Raw genomic sequence first — 16,269 nt, forward strand, 5'->3', positions numbered from 1 at the left:
CCGGAGGCCAGCTACTACCTGCCGCACATCGTGTTTTTCGTGCAGGAAGCCCCCGTAAACGGTCAGACCCGCAAGCTACTGGCCGGCGTGCCGGAGCTCTACACCATGTACGCCGACTTCGTGCGGCGCATCGACCGGCAGCCCAGCCCGGCGCTGCAGCAGCGCGTCGATTCGCTGGTGGCCGGGGCCAAAACCGAGGAGGAAAAGGTGCGCCGCGTGTACTACTGGGTGCAGAACAACGTGAAGTACATCGCCTTCGAGCAGGGCCTGCGCAGCTTCATTCCGCACGATGCTGGCCTCGTCTACGCCCGCCGCTACGGCGACTGCAAGGACATGGCCAACCTCACCAACGACATGCTGCACCTGGCCGGCGTGAAAACCGCCTACCTGACCTGGGTGGGCACCCGCGACCTGCCCTACAAGTACGCCGAGCTGGCCACGCCCGGCGTCGATAACCACATGATTGCCACCTACGAGCCCACGCCGGGCCAGTACGTTTTCCTCGATGCCACCAGCAAGCACACGCCCTACAGCATGCCCTCGGCCATGATTCAGGGCAAGGAAGGCCTGCTGGGCCTCGACCCCAAAAACAGCCGCGTGGTGGATATTCCGGTCATCGACAAAGCCCGCAATGGCACCGACGACGCCTCGGTGCTGACCCTGGACGGCACCACGCTGCACGGCACCGGCCAGCTCAGCATGGCCGGCTACACCAAAGTCGACCTCACCTACGGCCTCGACGGCCTGGACCGCACCGACGAGCCCAGGTACGTGAAAGCCCTGCTGGAGCGCGGCAACAATAAGCTTTTCGTGGACAAATACGCCATCAGCAACCTCGATGCGCGCGACCAGCCCCTGCGCATCAGCTACGCCTACCGCCTGCAGGACTACGTGCAGCAGGTCGACGACGAGGTGTACGTCAACCTGAGTCCGGAGCGCCCGCCACCGACCACATCGACTCGACCACCCGCAAGCTGCCGCGCTGCAACGAGTTTGCCCACACCGACCACACCCGCACTGCGCTGGTGGTGCCCGCCGGGTACGAGGTGAGCTACGAGCGCCAGGGCGGCAAAATCATTCAGGACCGCGAGGTGTACGTGAACTACCTGCTGCTCCAGCCCCGGCAGTTCGGCAGCTGGAACGCGGTGGTAAGCAAGCTGGGCAATGCATACCGCAAAATGTTGATTATTAAGAAGAAAAAGGTTTGGCTGAATTTCAGACAGAGTATCAGAACGTCATGCTGAGCGTAGCCGAAGCATCTCGCGTGCTCAAGTAAACCCATCGATTGAATTACTGCCCCACGCGAGATGCTTCGGCAAACTCAGCATGACGTTCTCGCGCTCAGCATGAAGTTTTTTTGAATACCAAGTACTCGAATGCCCACTACTAAAAATGCGCCCGTTTCTATTCGTCCTCCTGCTCCTCATTGCTCCTCATTGCCGCCGTGGCCCCGGCCCAAACCCTGCCGCCTGACCTCGTGCACGCCGGCTACACCTGGGATGCGAAGCGGCACCAGCGCCTGCCCATTTCAGCCGAGGAAGCCGCGCTGCCGGCCATTATTCTGCGCGATTACACGAGCCTGGAATACTACTTCGACCGGAGCCGGAAGGACCTGCGCCTCTTCACCACCGAGCACCGCATCGTGCGCGTGAATTCGTCGGACGGCATCGAGCGCTTCAACAAAATTGTGGTGTCGGTGCTGGAATCCGGCGCGCCGGTGGCCATCAGGGCCCGCACCATCAGCCCGCGGGGCGAGGTGCACGAGGTGCAGGCCGCCGACATGAAGGAGCTGAAAGACCAGCAGGGCGGCCGGGGTTTCCGCGTCTTCGCCGTGGATGGCGTGGAGAAGGGCAGCGAAGTGGAATACTACTACACCCGCGAGCGGCCGTTCAACCACTTCGGCAGCGAGATTTTGCAGAGTGAAACGGCCGTCCGCGACGTGACGTTCGAGCTGATTTCGCCCGAGGCCCTGACGTTTGAAGCCCGCGTGTACCACGGCCCGGCCGTGACCGTGGATACGGCGCTGGCCGGCCACCGCATCCTGCGCATTGCCCTAAAAACCGTGCCTGCGCTGCGCGAAGAGGCTTTTGCCAGCGTGCCGGCCCAGCGCATGCGCGTGGAGTACAAGCTGGCCTACATCGCCAGCAAGGGCCCGGCGCGCCAGTTTACCTGGGCCGATGCCAGCCAGTATGTGTACCGCACCATGACGGCCCTGAGCAAGGACGACGTGAAGGCCGTGGCCAAGGTGCTGGCCGCCGCCCGGCTGCCCACCGCCGGCCCGCTGCCCAAGCGCATTGCCGCCGCCGAAAACTACGTCAAGCTCAATTTCAACCTCGAAGAAGGCGCCTACCCCAACGTCCAGTAGATGGCCACCCACAACGCGCCCGAAACCGGTTTCAGCCACCTGCTGGCGGCCATCTACCGGACGTTGGGGATTGATTTTGAGCTGGTGGTGACACTTCAACAAAGTAGTGCTGGTGCTGGATAAGAAAAGCTAGCAGACGCGTAGCGCCGCTGTGATGCGCTCTACCGTCGGCAAGCCCCGCCGGGACTTGAAATTTTCCGGAGATTCTTGGCTCTACCGATGGGTAGCCCTACCGGGTACGGCCCCGCCGGGGCTCACAAACGGCGCAGATGTTATGCTTGCAGCGTAAATGCCTAACTTCACGCCATGACTACTGCCACCACCGACACGCCCCAGGCCGCCGCTTTCCGCCGCCAGGTCCTCAACCCAGTCAAGCTGAAGCTGTTTATGCTGCAAAAGCTGCCCATGGCGTGGCTGGCAGGCCTGCGCCTCACGCAGCTCACGCCGGAGGCAGCCACGGTCACTGTTCGCTACAAGTACCTCACCCAGAATCCGTTTCGCAGCCTCTATTTCGCCTGCCTGGCGATGGCGGCCGAGCTGGCCAGCGGCATCCAGTCGATGATGCACGTGCAGGCCGGCGGGCCGGTTTCCATGCTGGTCACGGGCATCCAGGGTACTTTCACCAAAAAAGCCGTGGGCCTCATTTCCTTTACCTGCCCCGACGGCCTGCACATCGCGCAAGCCATTGCCGAGAGCCGCGCCACCGGCGAAGGCCGCACCGTGGAATGCACCAGCACCGGCGTGGACGAAGCCGGCGATGTAGTGGCCATATTTCGCCTCACCTGGTCGTATCGGGCAAGGAAGTAGCGGGCGCCGGATACGGCTACTTCCCTGAGTTTTGAATTAACTGGACCAATAGGTCCAGTTTTCCGTTCATGCCGTTCATGTCGGTTTTCATGCCGTTTATGTCGGTTTTCATACCGTTCATGTCGGTTTTCATGCCGTTCATGTCGGTTTTCATACCGGCCATGTCGGTTTTTATGCCGTTCATGTCGGCCTTTATTTCGATAATATCGGCCTTCATTTCCATCTGCTCACGTAGAAGGAAACTGATGTTATCACCTTGTTGGGCAACTGCAGTTGTTAGCTGGCCGACGGCTCCACTTAACTGCTTCAGCTGATAGGTGTGCCGGTCAAGGACGGTCAAGGCCTCAGAGAGGAGCGGTTCGAGCTGGTTGAGGCGGTCGTCGGCAGTCATGTGTTTATGGTCGGTGTATTGGGAGCTGCCCGAATTTAAGCCAGAATTCTGAAATGAATACGTTGAAGATGGGAACAACTACTCCTGCACCGACGTAATCACATCCACTAGCCCGTCTTCGCTCACCACAATGGCGATGCAGGGGTAGGCCGAGCTTTCCACGTAGCGCAGGGCCGAATTGTAGCGGGCGCCGCGGGTGCTGTCGCCCCGGCCGGAAGCGCGGCCGTCGAGGATGACGCCGATGGAATAGCAATAGCCCTCGGGGTCGAGCAGCACGGCCCCATCAATGCTGGTGACGAGGCGGGTGATGAGCGGCGTAAGCGGCACGGGCTCAATGAGCGTGCATTGCAGCTTAAGGCGGTCGGCTTCGGCCAGTGCCTCGGTGGTGATGACCAGCATGGTGCCGTGCTTCTGGCGGCTGGCTTCGAGCACCACGTCCCAGAGTCGCTCTACTTTGGCTGTATCGGTGAGGGTGAAGGTGCGCTTGAGGGCCCGGCGGAAGCCCGTGCGGCTGAGGCGCGTGCGCGGCAGGCCGGGCAGCCCGTAGTGCGAGCGCAGCAGCGTGTGGCTGGCGTGTTGCAACTCCCAGGCGTAGTGCGTGATGAAGCTGATGACGAACAAATCCTCTCGCTCGGCATCGTAATGGTCGATTTGGCGGCCCAGGGCGTACACGTTTTCGCCGTCGGCGAGCAGGTGCACGTCGGGCGTGGTCATCTCCAGCAGCTTGCGCACGGCGCGGTAGTCGGTGAGCTCGGTGGGGCAGGTGAGGGCAAAAACTTCCTCCAGGTTGGGGTGGCCGCGGCGGGCCAGCAACAGTTTGCCCACGCCCTCGGCGCCCTCGTAGCGCAGGCTGCTGATGGTGTTGCAGGTGGCAAACAGCTTGGTGATGGACGGGTCGAGGCCCAGGGCCTGGGCGGGCGTGTCCAGGAACGTTTTGCCGGCGCTGCGCAGCAGCTCCTCGCTTTCGCGGGGCCGCACGAAGATGCTGGCGCCGGGCTCGGGCTCGCTCAGGGCTTTCACGCCTTCTTCGTTGAAGCGGTACATGGCCGCCACCAGCAGCGACGAGGCCAGGGGCCGGCCGTCGGTGTAGAAGCGGAAGGGGCGCAGCGAAGGGTAGGAGCGCAGCGGCTTGCGCTGCAGGCGCAGCACCGTGACCACGAAATACCCGCGAATCATGACCGGCCAGCCGGCAAAGTGCTGGTAGGTGGCGTGCTCATCCAGCTCATCCAGGGTTTGCTGCACGGCATCGCGCACGCCCAGCCCCTCGTGCTTGCGCCGAATCATGGCCGGCGTCACGTCGTCGCGCTCGATGTAGGGACGAGGCGTGGCCTCCTGAATAAGGCGGCCGCGGGACACGGCGTCGCAAAAAGGCTCGAAGGGCAAGCCGCTTTCTTCGGGTTCGAGGCAGCGGGCGGGCAGGCTGGCGTCGATGGGCAGGGCCAGCAGCAGCACATACGGTTTCAGGTCGTCGTCGAGGGCATCGAACAACTCTTTCGCCAGGGCCTGGGCCGCAAGGCGGTAGCGCGCCTGGTAGGGCCAGAGCAGGATAGGACCGGGGGCGAGAACGGAAGTGGGCATGGGCGGGAATGCGAAAAGCTTCGCAGCGATGAACGATAAGGACGAAAAACGAGCCGCCAGATGCCCGGGCAACGCGCCGCCGCGCTGTCCCGCTCCGAGGCTACAATTGGAATAGAACCGGCAACACCATCTTTTGCTTTATGGGCTTTCCCTGGAACGTGGCCGGCTCCCACTTTGGTGCCGTCTTAATCAGGCGCAGGGCTTCGTCGTCGAGGCCAGAGCCCAGCTTTTTTACCACGCGGGCATCGGTCAGGCGGCCATCGGTTTGCACCATGAACTCGACCAGGACCTTGCCCTCAATCTTACGTTGGCGGGCCAGCAAGGGGTATTGCTGGTTTTTTTCAATCCAGTCGAAGAAAACCTGGGTGCCGCCCACGGGCTGAGTGGGGCGGTCGGGCGCCACCACGGCGGGCCGGTCGGGGTGGGCCGAAGCGGCAATGTCGGCGGCCGAGGTGGTGATGGGCCGCTCCTTGCCCGGCAGCACCACCGTTTCGCTACCCGGCGACATCACGAACGACACCGGCACCACCACGCGCTGGCGCACCACCTGGTTGCGGTGCTTGGCGGGCGTCCACTGCGGGCCGCTTTTGATGAGGCGAATGGCTTCGGCATCCAGTTCCGGCGCCACCGGCGCTTCCACTTTTACCTCGTTCACGGTCCCGGTTTTTTCCACCACGAAGCTCACCTTCACGGTGCCCTGAATGCCTTGTTGCATGGCGGTGGCGGGGTAGCGCTGGTGGTCGGCCAGGAACTGCGCATACTTTTCGGTGCCGCCCAGTGGCACGGCGGGCTGCTGCACCGAGTCGTACACCTGCGTGGCCGAGGGCTTGGGGGGCATCTTCCGCTTCTGGGCGCGGGCGCTGAAACTGAAGAAGCTAAGGCAGACGAGGAGCAGGAGCAGCGGGGATTTCATATGGTATGGAATGGAATAGCGAACAGGGATTGAATTAAAATAAGCACTACACTTACAAAGAACGCACCCAGAACACACTGCGCCGAAAAAACCTTGCCCGTACCTGCGGTAATCAAAGGGGCTGACGTTCTTTGTCGCCATTTACTTTCACCGCCAGCCCTTTTTTGCCATGAGCGAGCACCCCACCTCCCGCGCCCCCGAGCCCGTGGGCGCCTATCCCTACACCCGCCGCGTGGGCAACCTGCTGTTTCTGTCCGGCGTGGGCCCGCGTCAGCGCGGCCAGAACGGCATTCCCGGCGTGCAAATCGACGAGGACGGCAACGTGCTGCAATACGACTTCGAAAGCCAGTGCCACGCCGTGTTCCAAAACGTGCGCTACATTCTGGAGGAGGCCGGCGCGCAGTGGGACGATTTGGTGGACGTCACCGTTTTTCTTACCAACATGAAGGACGATTTTCCGGCGTACAACCGGCTCTACGCCGAGTATTTTGCCACAGCCCAGCCCTGCCGCACCACCCTCGAAATCCTCAGCCTGCCCACGCCCATCGCCATCGAGCTGAAGTGCATCGCGGTCCTGCCCGAAGCCGGTCGGGAAAATTAAGTTGTTAGCTGTCAGGCTTCCTGGATAGCTTCAGCATCTTGGCTAACAACGAACAACCCGCTTACTTTTGAACGACTACTTAAACCAGCAAAAAGCCCCGCGGCCCAAACCGGGCCACAGGGCTGAATCCTGAGAGAAAAGGCGCTATTTCACCACTTCGACCCAGTTTTTGTAGTTCTGGTTGCCGCCGGCGCAGTCGGTGTACTCTATCTGGTAGTAGTACATGCCGGGGCTGTTGTCGGCGGCCGTCCAGCCCTGAGCGGCGTCGCGGCCGTCGTACACGCGGCGGCCCCAGCGGCTGAATACCTGCAGGTGGTAGTTCGTCACGTTGGCCAGCTTCGGGCGCAGCACGTCGTTGTAGTTGTCGCCGTTGGGGGTGATGACGTTCGGGAAAATCAGCTTGTCCAGCACCTGAAACGGGGCGGTGGTGGTGCAGCCATTGGCCGTGGCATAGGTGACGGTATAGGTGCCCACCGCCGAGGCGGCCAGGTCGACCACGCCCGTGGCGGCATTCACGGCAAGGCCCGCCGGGGCGGTGAATACCCCACCCGCCGCTGAAGTTATGGCCGGAGTCGCATTGGGACCGCCTTTATAGAAGGGCGGGCAGGTGTAGCTGAATGGAGGAGCCGGCGGCGAAATGGTGAGCGTAGTGCTGGCCGTGGCCGCGCAGGGCGTGGTCACGGCGTAGGTGACGGTGTAGGTGCCCGGCGCTGACGCCGCGAGGTTGATGGTGCCCGTGGTGGCATCCAGCGCCAGGCCGGTGGCGGCGGTGGTGCTGAAGCGGCCCCCGGCCGGCGTGGCCGTGCGCACCGGCAAAGTGCCCGACTGACAGAACGTAACCGGAATGCCCGGAACGGAATAAGTTACCACGGCCGCGTTGGGCAGCACGGTCACGGGCACGGCGGTGGAGTTGCCGGATTGTACCCGGCACGTTACCACGGCCCGGTACTGGGCCGTGGCCGTGGGCCGGATGGTGTACGGCACCGTGGTTGCCCCCGCAATGTTGGTGTACGTCGTGCCGCCATCCGCCGACGACTGCCACTGGTAGGTGATGCCGCCCGATACCGTGGCGCCGCTCAAATCCAGCACCACCGGGCTGCCGGGGCACACATTGGCGAGGTTGGCCACGGCCGTGCCGCCCACCGGCACGCCCAGGCAGTTCGAACCCAGGCTGATGCCCATCACGTTCAGCACCGGGTCGGTGGACGTTTTGGATACGGTGACGCTCTGCACCGACTTGCTGTAGTTGGCCACGGCCAGGCTCAGCCGCACCTCGTAGATGCGCGGGTCGTTGGACTGGTTATCCACACTGTTATCCACATAGCTCACCCGGCTGCCCACGATGATGGCCGGCGTGATGGTGCCCCCGAACCAGTCGGGCACCACAATGTTGGTAAACAGCTGGGTGGTGCCGTCGGTGAAGGTGACGGTGAAGGTTTTGGGGGCCGTGCTGCCGTTGCCTTCGGTGGCCAGCACCATTACCTCGCTGCACGGCTGCGGGTTGGTGAGGGTGAGGGTGCCCGTGCCGACGCCATCAATGCGCAGCGAGTTATTGCCGGAGGCCGGCGCCATTTGGTACGTGAGGCCCGGCGTGCTGATGCTGGTGATGAAGCCCGTGGCCGGCAGGGCGCGGGTGGGGCTAATGCCGGCCGGGTTCACGAACGTGGTGTTGGCGAAGCACCACCGCACCGTGGGAATGCCCCGGTCGACGGTGGCGGTGGTGGAGCTGGCCACGGTGCCGGCGCCGTTGGCGATTACATCGGCGGTGTAGCCCGTGACGGCGGCTGGCACGTACACGGTTTGGGCCTGGGCGGGCTGTAGGGCCCACGGGCCCAGCAAAGCGAGCAGGAAAGCGAAGCGCGTAACTTTTGTTCTCATCGGGTGGTGAGGGGTGAAAAAAGAGGGGAGGGGGGGTGGAAAAACTGCCTAAATGTAGACGATTACCCCCACAATAAATGGTCCAACTAACACAATGTCTACCACCAAATGGGCGTTATTTGCCAAAGCGCGCTTGTTCAGCTTATCTGCCTCCCCGCGCTGCCAGGGCCGGTCTGGTGGCTGCCAGCCGTCATTCCCCGGTTCGGTGCCGGGCACCAGCAGCGGCCCGCCAGCCGGTAGAATGCCCGCAAAATGAACCCAGCGGGCCACGGCCCGCGCAGCATAGGGCACACCGCTGGCCCTGTCTTCTCCTCACCTTTTCCCCTTTGCATGTACGTTCGCAATAATCTTCGTTTCTCCGTTATCCGCCGCCTGACCTGGCGCGGGCTGGTGATTTTTATTTTCTATGATTTTCTGATATGCGTGCTCTACGGGCCGTTGCGCATGCATTTTCTGGATATTCCGTGGCAGCCGGTGGCTACGCTGGGCACGGCGGTGGCCTTCTACATCGGCTTCAAAAGCAACGGCAGCTACGACCGGTTCTGGGAGGGCCGCCAGCTGTGGGGCAGCATCGTGAACACCAGCCGGGTGTGGGCCATTCGGGCGTTTCACTTCGTGGAGCCCCTGCCCGGCGACCGCCTGCCCGATTCCGAAGACCTGCTGCACCTGCACCGCCGCCTGCTCTACCGCCAGATTGCCTGGGTGAATGCCCTGCGCCTGCACCTGCGCCGCCAAACCGCCGAGCTTTGGGACACCGACGTGGCCCCCTTCCTCGACCCCACCGAGGACGTGGACGTGCGCCTGCTGAGCAACCCGCCCACCCACTTGCTGCGCCAGCAGAGCAACGAGCTGCGCGAGCTGCACCAGCGCGGCCTGCTCACCGAGTTCCGCCACGTGGCCCTCATGGACACCATTCAGGACATGTTCAACGCCCAGGGCGGCTGCGAGCGCATCAAGAATACGCCTTTTCCGCGCCAGTATGCCTTTTTCAGCTTCATTTTCGTGTGGGTGTTTGCCGCTGTGCTGCCGCTGGGCCTGGTCGAGGAATTCGACAAAATGGGGCCCGGCCACGTCTGGCTCATGATTCCCTTCGCCGTGCTGGTGAGCTGGGTGTTCAACACCATTGAAGTGGTGGGCCACACCAGCGAAAACCCCTTCGAAAACGACATTTACGACGTGCCGATGACGGCCATCTGCCGCACCATCGAAATCGACCTGCGCGAGCTGCTGGCCGAAACCAAGCTGCCCCCCAAAGCCGAAGCCGTGGACGACGTGCTGTACTAGGCCCTTTCTCAGAAAACGGGAACCCCTGCCGCCGGAATTGCCTGAGCAAAGCAAGGCCGCTACGCTTGGCATCGTGCCCTGCTTTCCGGGTAGTAACGCCTGGTGTCAAAGCGGAGAGCAGCCGCCCGCGCAATAGCCGGTTTTTTGGAGCGGGCGCCGGCCCTGGGCCGCGACTGCGCGCCGGGCCAGCGGCTTGGCGGCTGCCTGAACGGCTCGCCCCAAAAAAGCGTCTTCAGGCGGTGGCCGGTGATGCCTTATCTTCGCAAGCGCCCTCCTTTTCGACCCCTGATTTTTTTCATGTCTGCTTCTGAAGTTCCGCTTTCATCTACCGGTGCCGACGCGGCGACGCCCGAGGCGCTGCTGCACACGCTGCTCGACGTTTCATTGACGGGCATTATCCTGTTTCGCCCCGTGCCCGGAACTGGCGAAGAAGACATTGTGGACCTGGCCTACGAGCGCCTCAACCCGGCGGCGCAACAGATGCTGGGGCTGCCGGAATACCCCGCCGAATCGTTCCTGACGCTCTATCCGGCGGCGCGGGCCATGGGCGTGTTCGATTTTTATTGCGCGGCCTTTTGGTCGGGGCAGCAGGAGCGCTACCATATCAACTACCAGCACGACGGCCTCGACGGCTACTTCCACTTTGTGGCCCGGCGCAGCGGGCCGCTGCTGGTCGTGAGCTTCACCGACACCAATGAGCAGCCCCGCTCCGAAGTGGAAGAAGCCCTGCGGGCGAGCCAGGCCCGGCTGCGGGCGGCCAATGAGGAGATATTGGCCAGTAATGAGACGCTGGCCCGCACCCAGCAGGAGCTGCGCCAGCTCAACGAGGAGCTGGAAGCCCGCGTGTTTGAGCGCACCCGCGACCTGCGCCACGCCCAGGCCGAAACCGAGCTGCAACGGGCCTTGCTCTACGAGGTATTTGAGCAAACGCCGGTGGCCATTGCCATTTTGCGCGGCCCCGGCTTGGTGGTGGAGCTGGCCAACCCGGCCGTGGGCGCCATCTGGGGCCGGGAGCCGGCCCAGACGCTGGGCCGGCCCTACTTCGAGGCCGTGCCCGACACGGCGGGGCAGGGCTTCGAGCAAATTCTGGGCAAGGTGCTGGCCACCGGCGAGCCCTTTGTGGTGACCGAAGCGCCCGTGATGCTGGACCGGGCGCACACCGGGCTGCCCGCGCAGGCCTACGTCAACTTCGCGTTTCAGGCCCTGCACGATGCATACGGCGAGATAATCGGCCTCATCGCCAGCGGCACGGAAGTAACCGAGCAGGTGCTCTCCCGCCTGCGCATCGAGGCCAGCCAGCGCCAGCTGCAGCTCATCACCGACGCGCTGCCGGTGCTGGTGGGCTACGTGGACCAGGAGCGGCGGTACCAGTTTGCCAACCTCGCCTACCAGGCCTGGTTCAACCAGCCCCCGGCGGCCTTGCTGGGCCGGCAGGTGTGGGACGTGGTGGGGGAGAAAGCTTACGCCAACGTGCGCGGCTACCTGGACCGTGCCCTGGCCGGCGAGCGACTGGATTTCGAAGCCGAGATGCCCTACCGCGCCGAGTTCACCAGATACATCCGCACCAGCTACGTGCCCGATGTGCAAAACGGGCAGGTGGTGGGGTGTTTTACCCTGGTCACCGACATCACGGAGGCGGTGCTGGCGGGCCAGCAGGTGCTGGCCCTGAACGAAGAGCTGGCCGCCCGCAACGACGAGCTGGCCGCTTCCAACCGGCAGCTTTCGCGCACCAACACCGACCTGGACACCTTCGTGTACACCGCCAGCCACGATTTGAAGGTGCCCATCGCCAACATCGAAGGCCTGCTTGATGCCCTGCACCGCGACCTGCGCCAGTACCCCGCCGTCACGGCCAGCGTGCAGCCCCTGCTGGCGATGATGCAGGACGCGGTGACGCGCTTCCAGCAAACCATCGGGCATCTCACCGATATTTCCCGCCTGCAGCAGGACGAAACCCCGCCGGCCGGCGGCGAAAGCCTGGCCGCCGTACTGGCCGACGTGCAGCTGGACCTGGCGCCCCTGATGCACGCGACAGAGGCTCAATTGACGGCCGACATCGCCGCCGCCCCCGCGCTGCCGCTATCGGCCAAAAACCTGCGCTCGGTGGTCTACAACCTGCTCAGCAACGCCCTCAAGTACCGCCACCCCGGCCGCGTGCCGCAGGTACGGATTAGCTGCCGGAACTGGGACCCCGCCACCGCCCTGCTGGAAGTGCGCGACAACGGCCTGGGCCTCACGCCCAGCCAGCAGGCCAGCCTCTTCGTGCTGTTCCGGCGGCTGCACGACCACGTGGAGGGCTCGGGCGTGGGCCTGTACATGGTCAAAAAGATGGTGGAGAATGCCGGGGGCTCCGTGCTGGTGGCCAGCCAGGCCGGCGTCGGCTCCACCTTCACCGTGCTGCTGCCACTCCTCGCTGGCGACCTTACCTAGCCCGCACGGGCTTTAGCCGGCGACCTCCTTCCCTCAATAACTTCCGTGAAAAAACTGTCCAGCGTGCTGCTCGTTGATGATGACGCCACCACGAACTTTCTCAACGAGTCGCTGCTGCGCGACCTGCAGGTAACGGACCAGTTCGTGGTGGCCCGCAACGGCGTCGAAGCCCTGACCTTGCTGGAAAGCCAGTGCGTGGCGCCCACCACGTCCTGCCCGGCCCTCATCCTGCTCGATATCAACATGCCGGTGCTCAACGGCATTGAGTTTTTGGAGGCTTTTCATCACCTGCCCCGGGCCCACCAGCAGGCCATCATCATCGTGGTGCTCACCACCAGCATGAATTCGGCCGACCTGGCCCGCCTAAACGAGCTGCCCATTGCCGGCCTGGCCAGCAAGCCGCTGACGGCCGAAAAAATCAACACCATTCTGCCGCTGCACTTCCAGCGCCAGCTGCCCGACGCGGCTGACGGAGAGTAGCCCGGATGTAAAAAGCCCGGCCCGGGGCCACTGGCTGAATTTATTCGGGCACCTGAAAAAGGTACTGGCTGATTGGGAACGCCTTCCGAAGGGAGTTTGCTTGAAGCGTGACGACGCGCGGGTTTTTGCGTTACTTGCCGCGTCACCCGCTTGCCCATGAACCTCTCAACGCGTCGCCTCCACTACTTTTTTTCCGGGCAGCACTTCTCGGATGGGGTGCGCACCACGGTGGCCATTCTGCTGCCCACGCTGCTGCTGGCCCAGTGGGGGCACTTCGACCTCGGGCTGGCCGTCTCGACCGGGGCCGTGTGCGTGAGCGTGACCGACACGCCCGGCCCCGCCACCCATCGGCGCAACGGCATGCTGGCCGCGCTGGCGCTGGTGTTCGGCACGGCCCTGCTCACGAGTGCGGCCGCCACCAGCGTGTGGCTGCTGGGGCTGGAAATCGGGGCGCTGAGCTTCCTGCTGACCATGCTGCTGGTGTGGGGCGCACGGGCCGGCGCCGTGGGCACGGCGGGCCTGCTGAACGTGGTGCTGCTGCTGGCGCACCCGCCCACGCTGGCCCAGGCGCTGCCGCACGCGGGCCTGCTGCTGCTGGGCGGCCTGTGGTACGCCGGCCTGGCCATGGTCACTTACCAGGTGCTGCCCTACCGGCCGGCGCAGCAGGCCCTGGGCGAGTGCGTGCACGCGCTGGCCCGGTTTCTGGAGCTGAAAGCCCGGTTTTACAACGCCGAAACGGCCCTGGATGACGACTACCGGCAGCTGGTGGCGCAGCAAGTGGTGGTGAGCGAAAAGCAGGAAGCCGCCCGCGACTTCCTGTTCCGCACCCGCCAGATTGTGAACGAAACCACCAGCACGGGCCGCCGCCTGGTGCTCACCTTCGTCGAAACCGTGGACCTGTACGAGCGCATCACGGCCGGCTACTACGACTACTCGGCCGTGCGCGCCGCCTTCGGCCCCAGCGGGGTGCTGCCCGATATTGCCACGCTCATCCGGCACATTGCGGCCGTGCTCGACAACCTGGGCGTGGCCATTCAATCGAACCGCGCCTACGGGGGCTCCGGCCCCGACCTGGCCGCCGAGTGGGGCCGCCTGCAGGCCCGCATCAGCGCCCTCGATGCCGACCCCGACACCGAAGGCAGCACGCGGGTACTGAAGAAAATTCTGGTCAACCTGCGCGACATCATCCGGCGCGTCGACAACATCCGCCGCTATTTCGACGAGAGCCTGGCCGATACGCCCATCCCCAACCGCGCCGCCGAGTACGCCCAGTTCGTGCCCCACCAGGAGATTGAGCTGCACGCCCTTAGCCAAAACCTCACCCTGAAATCGGGCGTTTTCCGCCACTCCATGCGCATGATGCTGGCCTGCCTCGTGGCTTTTGGCGTGGCCGAAGGCCTGTGGCACGGCCAGCACAACTACTGGATTCTGATGACGGTGACCATCATGCTCAAGCCCGGCTTCAGCCTCACCCGGCAGCGCAACACCGAGCGCATCATCGGCACGCTGGCGGGCGGGGCGCTGGGAGCAGCCATCCTGTGGCTGGTGCCCTGGCCCGATGCCCGGTTTGGCGTGCTGGTGGTGTTCATGGTGCTGGCCTACAGCTTCCAGCGCACCGTGTATTTGGTCACGGTGGTTTTTCTGACGGCGTATCTGCTCATCATGTTCAGCTTTCTGGGCCTGAACTACCTGGGCGTGGTGGAGGAGCGAATTACCGATACGCTCATCGGCAGCGCCATTGCGTTTTCGGCGGGCTATTTCCTGTTTCCCAGCTGGGAATCCGAGCAGCTGACCGACTACATGGCCGCCGCCCTGCGCGCCAACCTGGCCTACCTGCGCCAGCTGGCCAGCCGCCTGGCCGGCCGCCCCCTGCCGGCCAACGAGTACCGCCTGCTGCGCAAAGAGGTGTACGTGAGCGAGGCCAACCTCGCGGCGGCTTTCCAGCGCATGCTCACCGAGCCCAAAAGCAAGCAGCACCGCCCCATCGAAACCCACGAATTCGTGGTGCTGAACCACATTCTGTCCTCCAACATTGCCGCCCTCATGGGCACCCTGCGCGAGGCCGCCCCCGCCGTTCCCGCCTTCGCGCCCGAGAGCCGCCGCGCCCTCACCAGCGCCGTGGCCGCGCTCCACAAAAGCCTGTGCCGCATTGCGCCCAGCGTTGCGCCGCCCGCCGTGGAGCTGGGCCCGCCCGAACCCGCCGTGCCCGTCATCGCCGACGATAAATCGCTGCTGGAACAGCTCACTTTCTTGCAGAAGGTGAGCGGCGATATCGGGAAGGTGACCGAGGTGCTGGTGGGGTAAAAGCTGTTCTGGCCGGCGGCCACCAGCGGTTTGTGTTGCAAAAACCGCAGTTTGTGTAGCCCGTGCCAATAGCGGCAGCAGACCTTTGAGGGCAAATATTGTTCTGCTCAGTACCGCCATCAACCCGACCCTTCATGAGTCTCACCAACTTTCGCACCCTCGGCCGCTCCGGCCTCGTGGTCAGCCCCCAAGCCCTCGGCACCATGACGTTTGGCACCCCGCGCTGGGGCTCGCCCGATGACGTTTCCGAAGCCGTTTTCAATACGTATGTGGACGCGGGCGGCAACTTCGTCGATACCGCCGACGTGTACGCCGCCGGGCGCAGCGAAGAATTGGTGGGCGGCTACATTGCCGACCGCGCCCTGCGCGACAAGCTGGTGCTGGCCACCAAGTTCACCTTTAACGCCAGCCCCGGCAACCCCAATGCCGGCGGCAACGGCCGCAAAAACATGCACCGCGCCCTCGAAGGCTCCCTGCGCCGGCTGAAAACCGACTACCTCGACCTGTACTGGATGCACGCCTGGGACACCGTCACGCCCGCCGAGGAAGTGCTGCAGTCGCTCGGCGACCTGGTGCGGGCCGGCAAAATCCGCTACTTCGGCTTCTCCAACATTCCCGCCTGGTACGTGGCCAAAGCGGCCACGCTGGCGGCGGCGCACGCCGTGCCCGGCCCCATTGCCCTGCAGCTGGAATATTCCCTGGTGGCGCGCCGCATCGAAAGCGAATACGTGCCCGCCGCGCTGGATTTGGGCCTGGGCATTACGCCGTGGAGCCCGCTGGCGGCGGGTTTTCTAGCTGGTAAGTACCAGCGCGAGGGCACCGGGGCCAGCGGCGAAGGCCGGCTCAGCGGCCCCAACCCCTTCGGCAACATGAAATTCACGGACCACAACTGGCGCGTGCTCGACGCCCTGCGGCCGGTGGCGGCGGAACTGGACCGGCCGCTGGCGCAGGTGGCGCTGGCCTGGGCCGCCGCGCAGCCGGGCATCAGCTCGCTCATCCTGGGGGCCAGCCGGCCCGAGCAGCTGGTCGACAACCTGGCCTCGCTGGAAATCCGCCTCAGCCCCGAGCAGCTGCGCACGCTGGACGATGCCAGCATCACCGACCCGTTCTACGACCGGATGTGGGCGATGATAAAGCGGCCCATTTTTGGCGGGGCCGACGTGCAGGGCTGGCGGTAGGGGAGGCGCTCCCCGCGTTTTGTGTTGCATAAGCGTGGGTTTGTATAGCCCCGGCCCCGG

Annotated in this window: 15 protein-coding genes; 11 read left to right on the plus strand and 4 right to left on the minus strand. The window is 64.2% G+C overall.

Annotated features, from left to right (window positions below):
• Nucleotides 1-30: 30 nt before the first annotated feature.
• From J4G38_RS11980 to J4G38_RS11995, 5 genes are all read left to right on the plus strand, one after another.
• Entirely contained in the window at nucleotides 31-1,050 is a 1,020-nt protein-coding gene (locus J4G38_RS11980) for a transglutaminase-like domain-containing protein (protein WP_210521041.1), read from the plus strand.
• Nucleotides 1,026-1,244, plus strand: a complete 219-nt coding sequence (locus J4G38_RS11985) for a hypothetical protein (protein WP_210521042.1) — start codon at nucleotides 1,026-1,028, stop codon at nucleotides 1,242-1,244. The genes J4G38_RS11980 and J4G38_RS11985 overlap by 25 nt, the downstream gene beginning before the upstream one ends.
• A 182-nt stretch (nucleotides 1,245-1,426) precedes the next feature.
• Complete coding sequence (locus tag J4G38_RS11990) at nucleotides 1,427-2,365, plus strand: DUF3857 domain-containing protein (RefSeq protein WP_210521043.1); 939 nt, start codon at nucleotides 1,427-1,429, stop codon at nucleotides 2,363-2,365.
• Complete coding sequence (locus tag J4G38_RS28645) at nucleotides 2,366-2,488, plus strand: hypothetical protein (protein WP_262906018.1); 123 nt, start codon at nucleotides 2,366-2,368, stop codon at nucleotides 2,486-2,488.
• A gap of 183 nt (nucleotides 2,489-2,671) precedes the next feature.
• Nucleotides 2,672-3,172, plus strand: coding sequence for a PaaI family thioesterase (locus J4G38_RS11995; RefSeq protein ID WP_226163373.1), 501 nt, complete (start codon nucleotides 2,672-2,674; stop codon nucleotides 3,170-3,172).
• 16 nt (nucleotides 3,173-3,188) lie between these two features.
• Here J4G38_RS11995 and J4G38_RS12000 read toward each other — a convergent pair whose 3' ends face one another.
• The 3 genes from J4G38_RS12000 to J4G38_RS12010 all read right to left on the minus strand — a co-directional run bounded on the left by J4G38_RS12000 (nucleotide 3,189) and on the right by J4G38_RS12010 (nucleotide 6,054).
• Nucleotides 3,189-3,563, minus strand: coding sequence for a hypothetical protein (locus J4G38_RS12000; RefSeq protein WP_210521044.1), 375 nt, complete (start codon nucleotides 3,561-3,563; stop codon nucleotides 3,189-3,191).
• A gap of 78 nt (nucleotides 3,564-3,641) precedes the next feature.
• Complete coding sequence (locus tag J4G38_RS12005) at nucleotides 3,642-5,141, minus strand: DNA integrity scanning protein DisA nucleotide-binding domain protein (protein WP_210521045.1); 1,500 nt, start codon at nucleotides 5,139-5,141, stop codon at nucleotides 3,642-3,644.
• A 100-nt stretch (nucleotides 5,142-5,241) separates the two neighbouring features.
• Nucleotides 5,242-6,054 carry an energy transducer TonB gene (locus tag J4G38_RS12010; protein WP_210521046.1) on the minus strand — a complete coding sequence of 271 codons (813 nt, stop codon included), beginning with the start codon at nucleotides 6,052-6,054 and terminating at the stop codon, nucleotides 5,242-5,244.
• Between the two features lie 169 nt (nucleotides 6,055-6,223).
• On the opposite strand from J4G38_RS12010, the gene J4G38_RS12015 reads away from it, so the two are divergent.
• On the plus strand, nucleotides 6,224-6,655 hold the full coding sequence (locus J4G38_RS12015) for a RidA family protein (protein ID WP_210521047.1): 432 nt from the start codon (nucleotides 6,224-6,226) through the stop codon (nucleotides 6,653-6,655).
• 144 nt (nucleotides 6,656-6,799) lie between these two features.
• Here J4G38_RS12015 and J4G38_RS12020 read toward each other — a convergent pair whose 3' ends face one another.
• Entirely contained in the window at nucleotides 6,800-8,533 is a 1,734-nt protein-coding gene (locus J4G38_RS12020) for a T9SS type B sorting domain-containing protein (RefSeq protein ID WP_210521048.1), read from the minus strand.
• 330 nt (nucleotides 8,534-8,863) lie between these two features.
• On the opposite strand from J4G38_RS12020, the gene J4G38_RS12025 reads away from it, so the two are divergent.
• From J4G38_RS12025 to J4G38_RS12045, 5 genes are all read left to right on the plus strand, one after another.
• Nucleotides 8,864-9,817 (plus strand): bestrophin family protein, encoded by a 954-nt coding sequence (locus J4G38_RS12025; RefSeq protein ID WP_210521049.1) that lies wholly within the window; start codon nucleotides 8,864-8,866, stop codon nucleotides 9,815-9,817.
• A 297-nt stretch (nucleotides 9,818-10,114) separates the two neighbouring features.
• A complete protein-coding gene (locus tag J4G38_RS12030; protein ID WP_210521050.1) occupies nucleotides 10,115-12,247 on the plus strand; it encodes a PAS domain-containing protein in 2,133 nt (710 codons plus the stop codon).
• Nucleotides 12,248-12,292: 45 nt separating this feature from the next.
• Nucleotides 12,293-12,727, plus strand: a complete 435-nt coding sequence (locus tag J4G38_RS12035; protein WP_210521051.1) for a response regulator — start codon at nucleotides 12,293-12,295, stop codon at nucleotides 12,725-12,727.
• A gap of 156 nt (nucleotides 12,728-12,883) precedes the next feature.
• Nucleotides 12,884-15,031 carry an FUSC family protein gene (locus tag J4G38_RS12040; RefSeq protein ID WP_210521052.1) on the plus strand — a complete coding sequence of 716 codons (2,148 nt, stop codon included), beginning with the start codon at nucleotides 12,884-12,886 and terminating at the stop codon, nucleotides 15,029-15,031.
• A gap of 134 nt (nucleotides 15,032-15,165) precedes the next feature.
• The gene (locus J4G38_RS12045) at nucleotides 15,166-16,209 is read left to right on the plus strand and encodes an aldo/keto reductase (protein ID WP_210521053.1); all 1,044 of its coding nucleotides are present in this window, start codon (nucleotides 15,166-15,168) and stop codon (nucleotides 16,207-16,209) included.
• Nucleotides 16,210-16,269: the final 60 nt, after the last annotated feature.

Source organism: Hymenobacter terricola (genome assembly GCF_017921975.2).
In the GTDB taxonomy this organism is placed as follows: domain Bacteria; phylum Bacteroidota; class Bacteroidia; order Cytophagales; family Hymenobacteraceae; genus Hymenobacter; species Hymenobacter terricola.

What these genes read in the sequence shown, in the direction of transcription:
- J4G38_RS28645 (WP_262906018.1), top strand. Translation starts at nt 2,366, where the DNA reads ATGGCCACCCACAACGCGCCCGAAACCGGTTTCAGCCACCTGCTGGCG.
- J4G38_RS11995 (WP_226163373.1), top strand. Translation starts at nt 2,672, where the DNA reads ATGACTACTGCCACCACCGACACGCCCCAGGCCGCCGCTTTCCGCCGC.
- J4G38_RS12000 (WP_210521044.1), bottom strand. Translation starts at nt 3,563, where the DNA reads ATGACTGCCGACGACCGCCTCAACCAGCTCGAACCGCTCCTCTCTGAG.
- J4G38_RS12005 (WP_210521045.1), bottom strand. Translation starts at nt 5,141, where the DNA reads ATGCCCACTTCCGTTCTCGCCCCCGGTCCTATCCTGCTCTGGCCCTAC.
- J4G38_RS12010 (WP_210521046.1), bottom strand. Translation starts at nt 6,054, where the DNA reads ATGAAATCCCCGCTGCTCCTGCTCCTCGTCTGCCTTAGCTTCTTCAGT.
- J4G38_RS12015 (WP_210521047.1), top strand. Translation starts at nt 6,224, where the DNA reads ATGAGCGAGCACCCCACCTCCCGCGCCCCCGAGCCCGTGGGCGCCTAT.
- J4G38_RS12020 (WP_210521048.1), bottom strand. Translation starts at nt 8,533, where the DNA reads ATGAGAACAAAAGTTACGCGCTTCGCTTTCCTGCTCGCTTTGCTGGGC.
- J4G38_RS12025 (WP_210521049.1), top strand. Translation starts at nt 8,864, where the DNA reads ATGTACGTTCGCAATAATCTTCGTTTCTCCGTTATCCGCCGCCTGACC.
- J4G38_RS12030 (WP_210521050.1), top strand. Translation starts at nt 10,115, where the DNA reads ATGTCTGCTTCTGAAGTTCCGCTTTCATCTACCGGTGCCGACGCGGCG.
- J4G38_RS12040 (WP_210521052.1), top strand. Translation starts at nt 12,884, where the DNA reads ATGAACCTCTCAACGCGTCGCCTCCACTACTTTTTTTCCGGGCAGCAC.
- J4G38_RS12045 (WP_210521053.1), top strand. Translation starts at nt 15,166, where the DNA reads ATGAGTCTCACCAACTTTCGCACCCTCGGCCGCTCCGGCCTCGTGGTC.